This window comes from Asticcacaulis sp. (assembly GCF_051956075.1).
Lineage (GTDB): Bacteria > Pseudomonadota > Alphaproteobacteria > Caulobacterales > Caulobacteraceae > Asticcacaulis.
In genome coordinates this window covers 53,099-68,121 of sequence record NZ_JBQCGA010000021.1, presented here as the reverse complement: position 1 = coordinate 68,121, position 15,023 = coordinate 53,099, and the positions used below count along the sequence as shown (strand labels likewise).

The 15,023-nt window shown below is 65.1% G+C and carries 15 protein-coding genes; 8 read left to right on the top strand and 7 right to left on the bottom strand.

All coding sequences use genetic code 11. The features are described from left to right. Positions 1–29: 29 nt before the first annotated feature. Both creD and ACTHLA_RS05935 read left to right on the top strand, forming a co-directional pair. Entirely contained in the window at positions 30–1,418 is a 1,389-nt protein-coding gene (gene creD, locus ACTHLA_RS05940; protein ID WP_440186195.1) for a cell envelope integrity protein CreD, read from the top strand. A 178-nt stretch (positions 1,419–1,596) separates the two neighbouring features. Continuing rightward, complete coding sequence (locus ACTHLA_RS05935) at positions 1,597–2,694, top strand: HPP family protein (protein ID WP_440186193.1); 1,098 nt, start codon at positions 1,597–1,599, stop codon at positions 2,692–2,694. On the opposite strand, the gene ACTHLA_RS05930 is transcribed toward ACTHLA_RS05935, so the two are convergent. The 3 genes from ACTHLA_RS05930 to ACTHLA_RS05920 all read right to left on the bottom strand — a co-directional run bounded on the left by ACTHLA_RS05930 (position 2,695) and on the right by ACTHLA_RS05920 (position 7,771). Beyond that, positions 2,695–4,071: a chloride channel protein gene (locus ACTHLA_RS05930; RefSeq protein WP_440186191.1), complete on the bottom strand. Its 1,377-nt coding sequence runs from the start codon at positions 4,069–4,071 to the stop codon at positions 2,695–2,697. Positions 4,072–4,219: 148 nt separating this feature from the next. Next, positions 4,220–6,643 (bottom strand): ATP-binding protein, encoded by a 2,424-nt coding sequence (locus ACTHLA_RS05925; RefSeq protein ID WP_440186189.1) that lies wholly within the window; start codon positions 6,641–6,643, stop codon positions 4,220–4,222. A 105-nt stretch (positions 6,644–6,748) separates the two neighbouring features. Then, entirely contained in the window at positions 6,749–7,771 is a 1,023-nt protein-coding gene (locus ACTHLA_RS05920; protein WP_440186187.1) for an alpha/beta hydrolase, read from the bottom strand. Between the two features lie 114 nt (positions 7,772–7,885). On the opposite strand from ACTHLA_RS05920, the gene ACTHLA_RS05915 reads away from it, so the two are divergent. After that, on the top strand, positions 7,886–8,494 hold the full coding sequence (locus ACTHLA_RS05915; RefSeq protein WP_440186185.1) for a hypothetical protein: 609 nt from the start codon (positions 7,886–7,888) through the stop codon (positions 8,492–8,494). Between the two features lie 11 nt (positions 8,495–8,505). Here ACTHLA_RS05915 and ACTHLA_RS05910 read toward each other — a convergent pair whose 3' ends face one another. Then, positions 8,506–9,093, bottom strand: a complete 588-nt coding sequence (locus ACTHLA_RS05910) for an ActR/PrrA/RegA family redox response regulator transcription factor (RefSeq protein ID WP_440186183.1) — start codon at positions 9,091–9,093, stop codon at positions 8,506–8,508. Beyond that, positions 9,090–10,535: an ActS/PrrB/RegB family redox-sensitive histidine kinase gene (locus tag ACTHLA_RS05905; protein ID WP_440186181.1), complete on the bottom strand. Its 1,446-nt coding sequence runs from the start codon at positions 10,533–10,535 to the stop codon at positions 9,090–9,092. Before ACTHLA_RS05905 ends, ACTHLA_RS05910 begins: the two co-directional genes overlap by 4 nt. Positions 10,536–10,595: 60 nt before the next feature. Here ACTHLA_RS05905 and ACTHLA_RS05900 point away from each other — a divergent pair, with 60 nt between their 5' ends. Next, positions 10,596–11,216, top strand: a complete 621-nt coding sequence (locus ACTHLA_RS05900) for an SCO family protein (protein WP_440186179.1) — start codon at positions 10,596–10,598, stop codon at positions 11,214–11,216. Here ACTHLA_RS05900 and ACTHLA_RS05895 read toward each other — a convergent pair. Next, the gene (locus tag ACTHLA_RS05895; protein WP_440186177.1) at positions 11,213–11,416 is read right to left on the bottom strand and encodes a helix-turn-helix domain-containing protein; all 204 of its coding nucleotides are present in this window, start codon (positions 11,414–11,416) and stop codon (positions 11,213–11,215) included. The genes ACTHLA_RS05900 and ACTHLA_RS05895 overlap by 4 nt on opposite strands. After that, a complete protein-coding gene (locus ACTHLA_RS05890; RefSeq protein WP_440186175.1) occupies positions 11,413–11,934 on the bottom strand; it encodes a DUF2975 domain-containing protein in 522 nt (173 codons plus the stop codon). The genes ACTHLA_RS05895 and ACTHLA_RS05890 overlap by 4 nt, the downstream gene beginning before the upstream one ends. 110 nt (positions 11,935–12,044) lie before the next feature. Here ACTHLA_RS05890 and rdgB point away from each other — a divergent pair, with 110 nt between their 5' ends. The 4 genes from rdgB to ACTHLA_RS05870 are packed head-to-tail and all read left to right on the top strand — an operon-like array spanning position 12,045 to position 15,009. Then, positions 12,045–12,659 (top strand): RdgB/HAM1 family non-canonical purine NTP pyrophosphatase, encoded by a 615-nt coding sequence (gene rdgB, locus ACTHLA_RS05885; RefSeq protein ID WP_440186173.1) that lies wholly within the window; start codon positions 12,045–12,047, stop codon positions 12,657–12,659. Next, positions 12,660–13,772 carry a radical SAM family heme chaperone HemW gene (hemW, locus tag ACTHLA_RS05880; RefSeq protein WP_440186171.1) on the top strand — a complete coding sequence of 371 codons (1,113 nt, stop codon included), beginning with the start codon at positions 12,660–12,662 and terminating at the stop codon, positions 13,770–13,772. It abuts the gene before it with no gap. A gap of 3 nt (positions 13,773–13,775) precedes the next feature. Further along, complete coding sequence (gene rsmI / locus ACTHLA_RS05875; protein WP_440186169.1) at positions 13,776–14,642, top strand: 16S rRNA (cytidine(1402)-2'-O)-methyltransferase; 867 nt, start codon at positions 13,776–13,778, stop codon at positions 14,640–14,642. Further along, positions 14,635–15,009: a YraN family protein gene (locus ACTHLA_RS05870; RefSeq protein WP_440186167.1), complete on the top strand. Its 375-nt coding sequence runs from the start codon at positions 14,635–14,637 to the stop codon at positions 15,007–15,009. Before rsmI ends, ACTHLA_RS05870 begins: the two co-directional genes overlap by 8 nt. Positions 15,010–15,023 lie beyond the last annotated feature (14 nt).

The following is a 15,023-nucleotide window of genomic DNA, read 5'->3' as shown; positions in this document are numbered from 1 at the left end:
ATGACCTCGCCCAATTGAAGGGGGAGGATATGTCGAATACCGCAACGCCTTACAAACCACAGCTTATCAGCCGTTCGCGCGGCGCCAAGCTGTTGATCGTCTGCTTTCTGGCCGTGCTGATGTCCGTGCCTGCGGGCTTTGTCTTTCTGTTGCTGCACGACCGCAGCCACCGCGCCGAACAGGTCGCCGATGAGATCGGCGGGCTGATGGGCGGGCCACAGACCTTTATGGGGCCGGTGATCAGCGTTCCCTACACCGCGCCCGTGCATGCTTCCGATACAACCACGCCCCAGGTCCAGACCGGCAATCTCATCATCTTTCCGGCCACTGGCGACGCGCAGGTGACGTCGAAAAGCGAGGTGCGTTCGCGCTCCCTGTTCCGCGTGCCGGTCTATGACGCCCATCTGGCCTTCACGGCGCGGTTCGACCTCAGCCAGGTCGTCTCGCCCGTGCCGAACGCGACGCTCGACTGGGGCCATGCGCGGCTGATGACCGGCGCGTCGGATTCGCGCGGCGCGCGCAGCGACATCGTCGCGCATGTCGCGGGCCAAGCCTTGACGCTGGCGCCCGACGCCGCGGGCGCCAATATGGACAATGGCGACACGTTTGATCTGTTCTCGGTTCCGCTCGACCGTCTCGACCTGTCACAGCCGCTCGACGTCGATCTGAGCATGGATTTCACCGGCGCGCAGAGCCTGGCCGTGCTGGCCTTCGCCAAATCGACCACGGCCAGTTTGAGCGGCGACTGGAACTGGCCGTCCTTTGGCGGCGGCTTCCTGCCCGCGACGCGCGCCTTTCACCACGACCAGACCCAGCCGTTGGTGGCGGGCGAACAGGATCTGAAGTCCGGCTTCAAGGCGACCTGGTCGGTGCCGTTCATCGCGCGCGGTCTGCCGCCGGTCATCACCCAGACCGCCCTGTCCTCGCTCGACAAGTCCGCTCTGTCGGTGAGTTTCGTCGAGCCGACCAACCCGTATCAGAATGTCGGACGCTCGCTGAAATACGCGCTTTTGTTCGTCGGGCTGGTCTTTCTGACCTTCTTCCTGTTCGAGAGCATGACGAAGACCGAGCTGCACCCGGCGCAATATATCCTGATCGGGCTGGCGCAGATCACCTTCTACCTGCTGCTGCTGTCTCTGGCCGAACGCATCGGCTTCGACGCCGCCTTCGCCGCCGCCGCCGTCGCGACGGTCGGCCTGATCTCGGCCTATGCGGGCATGGTGTTCAAGAGCCTGCTGCGCGGCGTCGCGGCGCTTATTGTGTTCGGCCTGCTCTACGGCCTGATCTATATCCTGATGCGCATGGAGGATTACGCCCTGCTGGTCGGCGCGGTGTCCGCCTTCCTGACCATCGCCGCCGTCATGATGCTGACGCGCAATCTGAACTGGTACGGGGATCGCGACAGCAAGACGGGCTGATTCCCGGCGCGCTTTCCCAAAAAGCGCCTCCACTTTTGGATAAGAAAGAGCGACAAAACATAAGTTTATAGCGCCGATCTCATCGCATCAGATCGAAACGCGCTCTAAGCCAGAATTTCTGGTTTTGCCGAAAGGACGCGGGCCGCTACAAGGCCCGCGTCCTTTTGCGTGAAAGCCCATGACCTTCAGCCCTGTTCTCAGAGCCTTCTGGCCGCGTCCGATGACGATCAGCTTTGGCGAGCGCCTGCGCGCCTCCCTCGGCGGCGCGATCGGCATCGCCCTGACCGGGCTGATCTGTCTGAGCCTCGCAGGCCATGCGCATCTGTCGCCTTGGCTGGTCGCGCCTCTGGGCGCCAGCGCCGTATTGGTCTTCGCCGTGCCGTCCTCGCCACTGGCCCAGCCCTGGTCGGTGGTCGGCGGCAATACGGTTTCGGCGGTCATGGGCGTCGCCATGTGCAACCTGGTCCCCGATCCGATCATGGCGGCGGCCTTGGCGGTCGGGCTGGCCATTGCGGCCATGTTTACCTTCCGCTGCCTGCATCCGCCGGGCGGCGCGATGGCTTTGCTGGTCGTGCTGACGCATACGAAGGCGCCGCTCTTTATCCTGTTTCCAGCCTGCCTGAACTCGCTGCTGCTGGTCGCAGCGGGGCTCATCTGGAACAATCTGACGCGGCGGTCCTATCCGCACGTCGCGCCGGTCGCGGCGACGGCGAAGTCGGGGCTGCTGCGCATCAGCGAGGCCGATCTCAGCGCCGCGCTGCGCGAGCAGGACGAGGTGCTGGACATCGCCGCCGACGATCTGGCGCGGCTGCTGGCGCGCAGCGAACAACTGGCCTGGACGCGGCTGGCTGGTCAGCGCCTCTGCGGCGAGGCGATGACCGCGCCGGTTCACGCCGTGCATTTCGGAACGCACCTGAAGGACGCCTATGCGCTAATGGACAAGCACGATATCAAGGCCCTGCCGGTGATTGACCGTCGCCGTCGCGTGCATGGCCTCCTGACGCGCGCCGCTATCGAAGCCGAAGCGGCGCGTCACGGCGGGCTGAGGGCGTTTCTGACGCCAAGCGGGCGTGTCCACTCCGACATTCCCGAAGTCGCCGGGCAGGTGATGCAGGAAGATGTGATGACGACGCGCGCCGGTGCGCCTCTGGCCGAGGTGACGCCCCTATTCGCGCGCGGCGATCGGCGGCATGTGCTGGTGCTGGACGAAGACCGGCGGCTGGTCGGGATTATCAGCGCCTCGGACGCGATGCGGGCGCTGTATCACGCCGCCTGATCAGGCTTCCGGGGTCGCTTTCACCGGTTCAACGGTCAGTTTCGTCTCCGCCTTTTCAGCCCGTTGTTCCGCTCTGGCCTGCTTGATGAAGCCTTGCGCCAGGCTGTGATAGAGCGGGTGCGGACAGATCAGGCGCGACACCGAATAGGCCAGCAGCGAGGTGGCGATCAGCGGCAGCACCATGTCGTGGTCATTGGTCATCTCCATAACGATGACGAAGGCGGTCAGCGGCGACTGCACCACGCCGGAGAAGTAGCCGACCATGCCGAGCAGGGCCATGGTGGCCAGCGGCACGATTGGGACCATCAGGTGCAGATCGGCGCCGACGCCTGCGCCCGCCGACAGGGAGGGCGCGAACAGACCGCCCGGAATGCCGGAAATGGCCATGACCAGCGCCGCGACCACGCGCAGCAGGCCATAGCCGTAGATGACGTGCTGCTGACCGGCCAGCAGGTCGCGCGCATCGCCGTAACCGGTGCCGAAGGCCGCGCCGCCCGACGCCACGCCGAGGATGGCGAGAAGCAGGCCGCAACCGGCCGCGAACCAGATCGGATGCTGCTTGGTCCAGCCGCCGAAAAATGTACCGAGACGCTTCAGGCCGAAAATCGTGGCGCGTGAGAAACCGCCGCCCAGCAGCCCGCCGCCGATCCCACACACCGCCACGGCCAGCACATCGGTCCAGCCTTCAATATGGGTGGTGTGGCGGCCAAAATAGGTATAGTCGCCCATCAGGCCCATGGAGGCGACGCCAGCCAGCATCACGGTCAGGATCACCGTGCCGGAAGTGCGTTGCTCGAACGACTTGCCCAGCTCCTCGATGGCGAAGACGATCCCGGCCAGAGGCGTGTTGAACGCCGCCGCCACGCCCGCCGCGCCGCCCGCCAGCAGCAGGGCCGATTCATTCTGCACGATGCCGCCGATGCGGCCCGTCATGCGCATCAGGGCGGCGCCGACCTGCACGGTCGGCCCTTCGCGCCCGATCGGCGCGCCACACAACAGGCCCAGCATCAGCATGGCGATCTTACCGAGCACCACCGGTATCGACACCAGTTTTTCAGCCTTTGCAGGATCGTGGCGCACGATCTCGCTGGCGGCGATGACCTGAGGGATGCCGGAGCCCTGCGCAGTGCCGAACCAGCGCTTGGTGACATAGCTGGACGCCGCGAAACCGATCGGCGTAAGGAACAGGGGAAGCCAGAAGATGTGCGTGCGCATCAGGCCGAACAGGGACTGCGCCCGGTCGGCCACTATCGCCATGAACACCGCCACCAGACCGACCAGCAGACCGCCGCTCCAGAACACCAGTTGCGAGCGCCAGTGGCGCAGGCTCATCCAGCGGCTGATGACCGGACGAAGGCGGCGAAGATCCTTGGGCATAGGGTCGGCGGGCTCCTGCACGTAGTCGTTGCGAGGCGGAACAAGTCGGGGATGGGCAGCCTATCGGCCATCTTGTCCCCAGGATCAACCCCGAAACGGTCACATCCGGTTGCAAATCCCTACAATCGCGTCTGGATCGTTCCCCGGATCAGGCGACGCCCAGCACCGGATCGTCGCCCGCGGCTCCGTCCTCCGATTCGTCTTCGGCGACGGCGCTTCTGTCCTCGACGACGTGGACGGCGGCGGAGGACTGGATTGCACTCTGGCCCGGCAGGTGGATTTTGAAGCTGGCGCCCTTGTCCGGCTCGGATTCCAGCGTGATCCAGCCATCGTGCAGTTCGACCAGGGCCTTGACCAAGGCCAGGCCCAGACCCGGCCCGCCGCGCTCGCGCCCGATATAGCGATCGAAGATATGCGCCTGAACATGATAGGGAATGCCGCGTCCGGTATAGGCGACCTCCAGTTCCAGCGTATCGCCGTTGCGGCGCGCGTTCAGCGTCACCGAACCGCCCTGCGCCGCGTTACGAATGGCGTTGCCGAGCAGGTGGTCGAGGCATTGCCCCAATCGTTTGGCGTCCACGCTGATCTCGCCGGTTTCGATGACGCCGTGATAGTCAAAACCGACGCTGCGCGCTTTGAAGCTGTCGGCCAGACGCGCCCCGACCTCGGCGACCAGATCGAGCAGCCGCACCGGGCTGCGCGTGATCGACATTTCACCCGCGTCGATCTGCGCCATGTCCAGCACATCGTCGATGGAGCGCGCCAGTTCCTGCGCCGCCGCCTGAATCGAATCGAGATAGGCGGTCTGTTTCGGGTTGGCGCCCGCCTGCGCTTGCAACAGGTCGGCGTATCCGACAATGGTGGTCAGCGGCGTGCGCAGCTCGTAGGAGACATTGGCGACGAAGTCGCGCTTGAGCCGCACGGACTCATTCAGCGCCTCGTCACGGTCCTCAATGGCCTTTTCCAACTGGCGCGTGGCGGTGATGTCGGAAAAGGCGACCAGGGTGGCGCCGTCCGGCAGGGGCTGGGTGCGCCATTGCGCCAGCCGCCCGTCTGATACTCTGATTTCGCCCTTTTGCGGCGCGCGCGCCAGCGGGTCGGTGTCGGTGACACGCGCCTTCAGTTCGCTCCAGAAGCCGCGATCATGCACCAGCGGCAGACACAGCTCGGCGACCTCAGCGAAGTCCATCACGGCGGCCATATCGTCGGGGCGGATATTCCAGAAGCGGTCGAACGACGAATTGCGCAGGCGCAGCCGTCCATCCGAACCATAGACCGATACGGCGTCGTTCAACTGGTCGAGCGTCGATTTCTGCACCTGAATCAGGGCGTTGAACTGCGCCTTGAGCTTGAGTTCGCCGGTCTTGTCCGAGAACAGCAGCAGCAGCCCGCCCAACGGATGCGGCTGATGCACGACGCGTAAGGACCGCCCGTCAGGCAGGCTCCACATCTCGTCATCGCCGGTATGGGTCAGGCTGAACGCCTCGCTCTCTTTGCTCTTGAAGGCGGCGTAGTCGGAGGTTTCCGGCAGGCGGCGCTTCTGGCGCAGCCGGTCGAGCCATTCGCCGTGCGTCGGTCGCTCGGCCAGCCAGGCGGGCTCCAGCTCCCATAATTGTTCAAAGGCGCGGTTATGGAAGGTCAGTTGCCGCTCCGGGCCGAAAATGGCCACCGCGTCTTCGAGCGCGTCGAGCGTCTCATCGTGCGCCTTGGCGTGGCGGCGCAGGGCCTCGCGGCTCTCCTCGGCCTCAGTCACATCCAAAACATAGGCGCAGACATAGGCGTCGTTGAGCGGCTCGGCGATGATCTGAAAGGCGCGGCGCTGGCCGTTCAGGGTCAGCCAGCGGAAGCCGTCGCGGCGCACGCGCGTTTCCAGCGCCTCTAAGACAAGCGCGTCGGCGTTGCGGTCAAGGGTCAGATTGCCCTTGATCGCCTGATCGAGCGACGACGCCTCGACGGCGCGCAGCCATGCGCCGTTGGCCCAGACGACGCGCCCGTCGCGCGCGCAGATCCAGCAAGGCGCGGGCAGGCGTTCGGCCATCTGGGCGAACGGGCCGGAGGACAGCGAAGCGCGGTCGCCCGCCAGGGCCAGCCGGATCCACGCCGTCGCGCCGGACGCGCGGCCTTCGATGATCAGTGTGCGCCCCGGCGGCGCGTTGACGTCATCGGGGTCGCCGCCGGTGAAAATCTCAAAGCGGCAGGCGCGGCCTTCGGAGATCAGCGCTTTCAGCCCCTCGGCGGCCTCTTTCGAGGTGTCACCCAGAGCCGCCATGACGGCGGGCGCCAGATCGCTGTCCAGAGCCTTCAGGCCCAGGGCTTCGGCGCAGGCGCGCAAGGAGTCTTCCCCCCAAACCGGGCGCACCGTATCGCCTTCGACGGCGAGAAACGCCTCGTCGAACGCCTGGGTGGCGGAGTCCAGTTCGCGCAGCAGGCTCTGTTTGTGGCTGAGGTCGTCGCGAAGCGCGCCTTGCGCGGCGGTCAGGCGCGACCGCAACCGCAGAGCCAGCCACGTCGTCGACAGGGCCAGAGCCATTGCTCCGCCCGCTGCGGAATAAGCCAGGGTCGCAAGGGCCATGCGGCGCGCCTATCGTCCATACGAATCACAGAAGTCTTAACTATAGAGCAAGTTGATTCGCGTGTAAAAAGAACGCCCGTAAACGCTTACAGCCTATGGCTCGGTTCAGCCCATCATCCCACGGCTGCGCGCAAAATTGGCCAGCAGTTGCGGCCAGATATGCCAGGGCTGGGCGGGCTCGTCCTTCATGCCGAAGCCGTGGCCGCCCTTGGCGAACAGGTGGGTTTCGACCGGAATTTTCGCGGCGGCCAGCGCGTCGCGCAAGGCGACGGTGTTCTGCACCGGCACGGTCGTGTCGTCTTCATTCTGGCACAGGAAGCACGGCGCCGTATCGGGGCCGACATTCTGATCCGGCGACCAGGTCTTGATGATGTCCAGCGTGACCTGACCGCCGAACAGGGTCGAGATCACGCCCGGATAGGCGTAGGCCGGATCGACGCTCTGCACCGGATAGATGGGCGCGGCCAGAAACGGTCTGGCCGATTGCTGATCGGCGGCGTCCACCGGCGCATAGAAGCTGGCGGCATGGCGCGTAGCCAGGCTTGAGGTCAGAAAACCGCCCGCCGAGAAGCCGGTCACGCCGAGACGCGCCGGGTCGATCTTGAGTTCGGCGGCGCGCGACCGGATCACGCGCATGGCGCGCTGGGCGTCGGCGTTGCCGACATAGGCGGGCTTGTCCCAGCCGTCCGCCGCCAGACGATAGAACAGCACGAAGCAAGTCACGCCCTGGCGGTTGAGAAAATCGGCGAGTTGATAGCCTTCATGATCGAAATAGTTCCAGTAAAAGCCGCCGCCCGGAATGATCAGCATGGCGCCGCCATTGGGGTTTTGCGCCGGAAACACCGCGACGCGCGGGCGGCTGATCCCGTTGACGCGACGAAAATGCTGTTTTGGATCCTTAGAGGTTTCCTCGACGTTTTCCTTCATATCGGGATGAAGCTGGCCCGGCGCGCCGTTCGGCCACAGGTCGATGGTGAAGGTTGGAGTCGGCCACGACAGGGCCGCGCGCGAAGGATCGTCCGCCACCGGCGCGGCGGTCTGGGCGAGGGCCAGGGCGGGGGCCAGCGCAGGCGCCAAGGCGGGAGCGGCCAGTCCGCTCAGGATCAGGTTGCGGCGCATCGGGTCCATGACGTTTATCCTGTAATTTATGTGACTTTTGGCGACCATAAGGGCAGGATCGCCCCCTTGTCACCCCGCTTGTGCAGGTCTATGGTGAAACCCCGGAATAAAACGTGAACAATTATGCCCGTACCCGCCTATCCGATCGCCAAGGACGCCCATCTCGCCCTGAGCCAGCTTCGCGAAGGCAAGGGCGCGCGCGCAGGTCGGCAGGGTGAAGCGGAAAGGCTGGTGGAGGGGCGCGTCGCCTTTGTCACCCAGACGCTCGGCCCCGTCTATGAACGGCGCGAGGACGCGCTCGACGCCTATGCCGGTCTGATCGAGGACGACCGCAAAGGCCGTGTGTTCGTTCCCCTGCCGGAGGATCGCGTATGCCGACTGCTGAGCCGCGTTCCTGAGGATATTCGCGCGCACAAGGCGCCGCTGGCGCCGAGCTTCTCCGATGGCCGCCGCTGGCCGGAACCGGCCCGCGTTGCGAAGGCGGCGTGGCAGTTGTCAATCGGCTACTGGAAGATACTGGACAGCGACGCGACGCGCTCTGAGCCGGGCGCCGCCAAGGGACAGGCGCGCCACCTGCGCCGCAAGCCGGAAGCCAAAGACTTGACGCCGGAGGAACTGCTGGCCCTGTCGCAAAACCCGCTGACCGCCGCCCGCCCGCAAAAGGCGCTTGATTTCGGCCTGTTCGACTTCATCCCGCCCGATCAGCCGGGGATCGTGATCGCGGACGAGTAAAGGGGGCGGCCTTACTTCGGCGCCCGCTTAGCCAGGATGCGTTGCAAGGTGCGGCGGTGCATGCCGAGGCGCCTTGCGGTTTCGGAGACGTTCTGATTGCACAGGGCATAGACGCGCTGAATATGCTCCCAGCGCACGCGGTCGGCGGACATCGGATTGTCCGGCGGCGGCGGAGCCTTGTCCTCGACCGCCAGCAGGGCGCGCGCCACATCGTCGGCGTCGGCGGGTTTGGACAGATAGTCGATGGCGCCGGACTTCACCGCCGCGACCGCCGTGGCGATATTGCCGTAGCCGGTCAGCATGACGGCGTGGGCGTCGGGTCTGGCGACGTGCAGAGCCTGTACGGCCTGCAAGCCATTGCCGTCGTCAAGGCGCATATCCATCACCGCATAGGCGGGGGGATTGGCGTTAATGATCTCGATGGCCTGCGCGACGCTTTCGGCGACCGTCACGACGAAACCGCGCGTTTCCAGCGCGCGCGCCAGCCGGTTGCGGAACGGCGCGTCGTCATCCATCAGCAACAAAGTCCTGTCCGGCAGGGCGGCGATGCGTTCGGCCAGCGCCGCTTTCGCCGCTTCGTGATCCTGTGTTTCGCTCATGGGTTTCGCCCGCCTTGATCCGCAATTGTGTCGTGCGACAAAATATCTATTTGCTCGGGCCGCCACAAGGCCCGGACATAGGCGCCGCCCGCTTCGCGATTGCCGAAAGTGACGCTGGCGCCGGTGTTTTCAATCAGGGTCTTGGCGATGAAGAAGCCCAGTCCCATGCCGGAATGCTTTGCTTCTGAACGGTTTTCGCCCGGATCAGCCTGATAACGCGACGAAACGTAAGGATCGCCCAGCCGCGACAAAATGTCCGGGGCGAAACCCGGTCCATCGTCTACAATCGTCAGGCTGGCGTAGCCCGCGGTCAGTTCGGCGCGCACGAAAACGCTGGAGCGGGCGAAATCGACCGCGTTGCCGACAAAGGCCGAGACCGCGTGCAGCCATTCGGGACGGCGGCGCAGACTTATGTTCAGGCCCGGATCGCCATCGCCGAGCCGCGCGCGCACGGCGGGCTGGACCTCGATGCTGATCTCGATTCGCTTGCCGCGCGCATGGAACGGCTCCACGGCCTCTTCGAGGAAGTTGCGCAGCGAGACGCGTTCATAGACCGCGTCGCCGCGATCCGGGCGCGCCGACAAGGCTTTGAGGATATCGCGGCAGCGTTGGGTCTGCGACACCAGCAGTTCGGCGTCCTCGTACAGCGGATCGCCGGGCTTCAGACCGTGCAGCATCTCCTTAGCCACGACCTGAATCGTGCCCAAAGGCGTGCCCAACTCATGCGCCGCCGCCGCCGCCAGACCGCCGAGCGCGCCGAGCCGATGCTGTTTGGCCAGCACGGCCTGGGTCGCGGCCAGGGCGCGCGCCATGCGCGTCTGCTCCAGCGCCGTCTGCCAGGCATAACCCGCCGTAAAAGCGATGCCGATCAGGATGGCGGCCAGAAAACCGGCGCGGTAAATCTCCGGCAGAACAAAGCTCTGCCCCGGATACCACGGCAGTGGCAGGGACCAGAAGGCCAGCGCCACAGTCGCCAGCAAAGAGACGATCACCACCGCAAGGCCATGCCGCGTCGGCAGGTTGGCGGCGGCGACGCTGGGCGGCGCGATCAGCATCAGGCAGAACGGATTGTTCAGCCCGCCGGTGACGCCCAGCAATACAGCCAACTGGATGGTGTCGAAACTGAGCTGCATCATGGCTTCCCAGCCGCGCACGCGCGTCACCTTGCGGCGCCCGAGACTGAGAATGATGTTGAGCCAGACGCTGGCCATGACGACGCCAAGGCACAGGCCGGTGCGAATGGTGAAATTCAGTCCGTAGCCCACCAGCAGGATCATGGCGGTCTGGCCGAACACGGCCAGCCAGCGCAACATGATCAGGGTGCGCAGGCGTAAATGCTCCTGAGCGCGCGGCTGGCTCAGCGAGAGACCGTCTCCGGCGGCGCCGGGATCGGGGCCGTTGAGGATGCGGGACACCTGTTCGAGGGCGCGGACGACAAACATGGTTGAGATCGCGGGCTGGCCGGACTAAACCGGCAGGAAGGGCTGAAGGAGACCACACGCATGGGCAAGTTTCGACTCACGGTGATCGTTATCGCCGCCACCCTGCTGATCGGACTGATCGGTGTCAATCTCTGGCGCGTCTTTCCGCCCACGCGCGGCGGCATGTCGCACCCGACCACCACGACCGGCGTGGCCGATATCGGCGGGCCGTTCAAACTGCTCGATCAGGACGGCAAGCCGGTCACCGAGGCCATGCTGAAGGGCAAGTGGTCGGCGGTGTTTTTCGGCTACACCTTCTGCCCCGATGTCTGCCCGCTGACCCTGCAAAACCTGGCGCGCACGCAAGGCCTTCTCGGCGATAAGGCCAGGGATTTGCAGATCGTCTTCGTCACGGTCGATCCGGCGCGCGATACGCCCGCTGCGCTGAAAGCCTATCTGGCCTCGAACGGCTTTCCGAAAAACGTCATCGGCCTGACCGGGGCGCCCGCCGCGATTGAACAGGCGGAAAAAGAATACAAGGTCAGCGCGGTCAAGTCGGGCTCCGGCGATGATTACACCTACAGCCACACCTCGGTTGTCTATCTGATGAACCCGAAAGGCCAGTTTGCGGCGCCCCTGACCGCCAGCATGACCGCGCAGCAGAACGCCGACCAGATCCGGCAGGCTATGCAGGAATATTAATCGATCTCATAGGTCATCAGATCGCCCGGCGCGCAGTCGAGCGCCCGACACAGGGCGTCGAGCGTCGTCAGCCGCACCGCCACCGCCTTGTTATCGCGCAGGATTTCCAGATCGCGCACGCTGATCCCCGTGCGGTCGGACAGTTCGACGATGGACAGGCGGCGCCTGGCCAGCGCCTCGGCGAGACGGATGCGGATCATATGGTCAGGTCCGCCTCGTGGCGCAGGCGCGCGCCTTCCTTGAACACTTCGGCCAGCACGAAGACCACCAGCACCAGGAACCACATGGTCACCGCCCGCAGGCCGTAGATCGGCTCGAACTCGATATGGAAAAAGCCCGAGGCAAAGGCGCGCGCGGCGTAGCCGAAGACTTCGAGCGCCGCCAGCGCCACCCCGATCGAACGCAGCCGCACCGTATTGTCGGGATGAAACACGTCGCCGTCGGCCAGGGTGCGAAAAATGGCCCGCGTCCAGCGCATGACCAGCAGATACCCGCCCAGCGAAATAGCGAAGGCGATCAGCATCACCGCCTGCGACCCGGCGGACAGATTGGCGCCGATATTGAGCCGCCGCACCACTTCGGCGGCCAGATTCGGCACGCTGAGGACGCACACCACTGCGATGGCGGCGCCGAAGATCAGCGTGTAAAGCCCGTAATAGACGACGTCGAGCGCCGTCTTCAGCAGGCTGGCGATAGAGCGCGGACCTAACAGGCGCATAAGACCTCCCCTGAACTCAAGCCGCATTGTCGTACATTGTGGGCGCGCAACGCAACAGGCCTTTCCATTTGCCCGTATCCGTTTAAAAGGCGAGCGACAAGGAGCGCCGCATGAGTTTGTCCCTGATCCCCGGCCAGAAGCTGATCGCCGCCACGCACAATCCAGGCAAGGCGCGCGAAATTTCCGCCCTGCTGGACGACCGGTTTGAGGTCATTCCCGCCGGAGAGCTGGGCCTGCCGGAGCCGCCGGAAACCGAGGTCAGCTTTATCGGCAACGCCATTCTCAAAGCGCGCCATGCCGCGATGAAGGCGGGTATGGCCGCGCTGGCGGACGATTCGGGGCTGAGCATCGCGGCGCTGGACGGCGATCCGGGCGTCTATTCGGCGCGCTGGGCCGGGCCATACAAGGATTTCGACCGCGCGATCGAAGTCATCGAGCATAAGTTGCGGCTGGCGAAAGAGGCCAAGGGCGACGGCTATACGACGCGCGCCTTTTTCACCTGCGCGCTGGCGGTCGCCTGGCCCGAAGGTCATGCCTGCGTGTTCGAGGGCCGCGTCGATGGCGACATCGTTTTTCCGAAGCGCGGCGACAAGGGCTTCGGTTACGACCCGATCTTCCGGCCCGACGGCCATGACATGACCTTCGCCGAGATGGACCCCGAAGCCAAGGACGCGATCAGCCATCGCCACCTGGCGTTCGAGCAGTTGCGCAAGGCCTTGTTCTAAGTGGAGCCGCTCGCCCTCTACGTCCACTGGCCCTATTGCTCGCGCATCTGCCCCTATTGCGATTTCAACGTCACACGCGATCGAAAGCAGGCCGGTCAGCGCGCCCTGTTTGACGCCATGCTGGCCGATCTGCAGCGACAGGCGGAGGGTTTAGGGCCACGCCGCTTGGCCAGCGTCTTTTTCGGCGGCGGCACGCCATCGCTGCTGCCGCCGGAGTGGGTGGCGGAGCTGATCGCGACGGCTTCAGAACTATTCCCACTTTCCGGCAATATAGAAATAACACTCGAAGCCAATCCGACCGACGCCGAGATTGCGCGTTATGAAGGCTTCCGCGTGGCGGGCGTCAACCGTTTGTCGCTCGGCGTGCAGGCGCTCGACGATGAGGCGCTGCGCTTTCTGGGCCGCAATCATTCGGCGCAGGACGCGATACGCGGGATCGAGACCGCGCAGACGGTGTTCGGGCGCGTATCGCTGGACCTGATCTACGCCCTGCCCGGTCAGACGCCGGAAGGCTGGGCGGCGGAGCTGCGCCGCGCCGCTGCGCTTGAGGTCGAACATATCTCGCCCTACCAATTGACCATCGAGCCGACGACCGCCTTCGGACGCGCGGTGCGGCGCGGCGTCTGGGCGCCGCCCGACCCGGAGCTGGCCGAGGCGCTGTACCAGACGACGCAGGACACGCTCGGCGATCTCGGTTTTGAGGCCTATGAGGTGTCGAACCACGCGCGTGGCCCCGCCGCCCGCTCGGCGCATAATGTCTTCATCTGGGAGGGCGTCGATTATATGGGGGTTGGTCCAGGCGGGCATGGCAGGCTGACGCGCGGCGGCGTGCGTTACGCCACCGTCGCCGAGCCGGACCTGAAAGCCTATACGGCGGCGACTGATCCGATCGCCGCCACCGCCCTGTCGCCGCAGGAGGCTGAGGAGGAGGCGCTGATGCTGGGCCTGCGCCTGATCGACGGCGTGCGATGGACGCGCATCCCGCATCTTGACCGCGAAAAGGCCGATGCTCTGATCACGGACGGTTTTCTCGAACAGACAAGGGAGCGTCTGCGCGCCACCGATAAGGGCCGCGTCGTGCTGGACAGGCTGTTATTGGAGCTACTAGGTTAGCACATGGAATCTCTGTTCGCTCCGCCGCCAAGGCCTGTCAGCCCTGGCCTCTATATTGTCGCCACGCCAATCGGAAACTTACGCGACATCACCTTGCGCGCGCTCGACGTGCTGCGCGCCGCCGATGTCGTGCTGGCCGAGGATACGCGCGTGGCGGGCAAGCTTTTGGCCGCCTACGATCTGAAGAAAAAGCTGATCCGTTATGACGATCATGTCGGGCCGAAGGTCTTGCCGGAAATTCTCGACCGCCTGCGCAGCGGCGAGGTGATCGCGCAGATTTCCGACGCCGGCACGCCGCTGATCTCCGATCCCGGCTTCCGGCTGGCGGCGGAGGCGCAAAGCGCAGGCCTCAAAGTCCACCCGATCCCCGGCGCCTCATCGGTGCTGGCGGCGCTGTGCCTGTCGGGGCTGCCGACCGACCGTTTTCTGTTCGCAGGCTTCGCGCCGAACAAGAGCGGCGCGCGCAAAAGCTTCTTCGCCGGTTTCGCTGCGCAGGCCGCGACCCTGGTGTTTTTCGAGACCGGGCCGCGCCTGCACGAATCGCTGGGCGACATGCTGGCGGCGCTGGGCGACCGTGAGGCATGCGTATGTCGTGAACTGACGAAGCTTTACGAAACCGGCCATCGCGGGCGGTTGTCCGTCCTGATCGCCGATCCTGCTCTGCAAGAGCCAAAGGGCGAAATCGTCATCGTCGTCGCCCCGCCCCTGGAGGAAGCTCCGTCCACGGACAATCTCGACGAAGCGCTGAAACTGGCGCTGGAGTCGTACAGTCCCGCCGACGCCGCCCGGCAACTTTCCCAGATGTTCGGCCTGCCGCGCAAGCTGATCTATCAGAAGGCGCTTGAGATGCAGGGCAAGGCGCGTGGATAGGATCATCAGAGGACGCAAGGCGCACCGGGCCGGCCATCTGGCGGAATATGTCGCGCTCATCCATCTGATGCTCAAAGGCTACCGCATCCTGGGCTTCCGTTTGAAAACGCCGCGCGGCGAAATCGACATTCTGGCGCAGAAGGGCCGTCGTCTGGCCGTGGTCGAGGTCAAGTCGCGACGCACGCCGCAGGAAGCTTATGAAACGGTCTCCGCCACGCAGCAGGCGCGGCTGTGGCAGGCCGGACTGGCCTTGCAGGCGAAGAAGCCGCAGTTGCAAAGCTTTGATCTAAACATTGATCTCTACATTCTGGCGCCCGGTCACTGGCCGCAACACCGGATCAACGCCTTCGAAGCGCCGCCTTTTTAGCCGGAAGCGCTTGC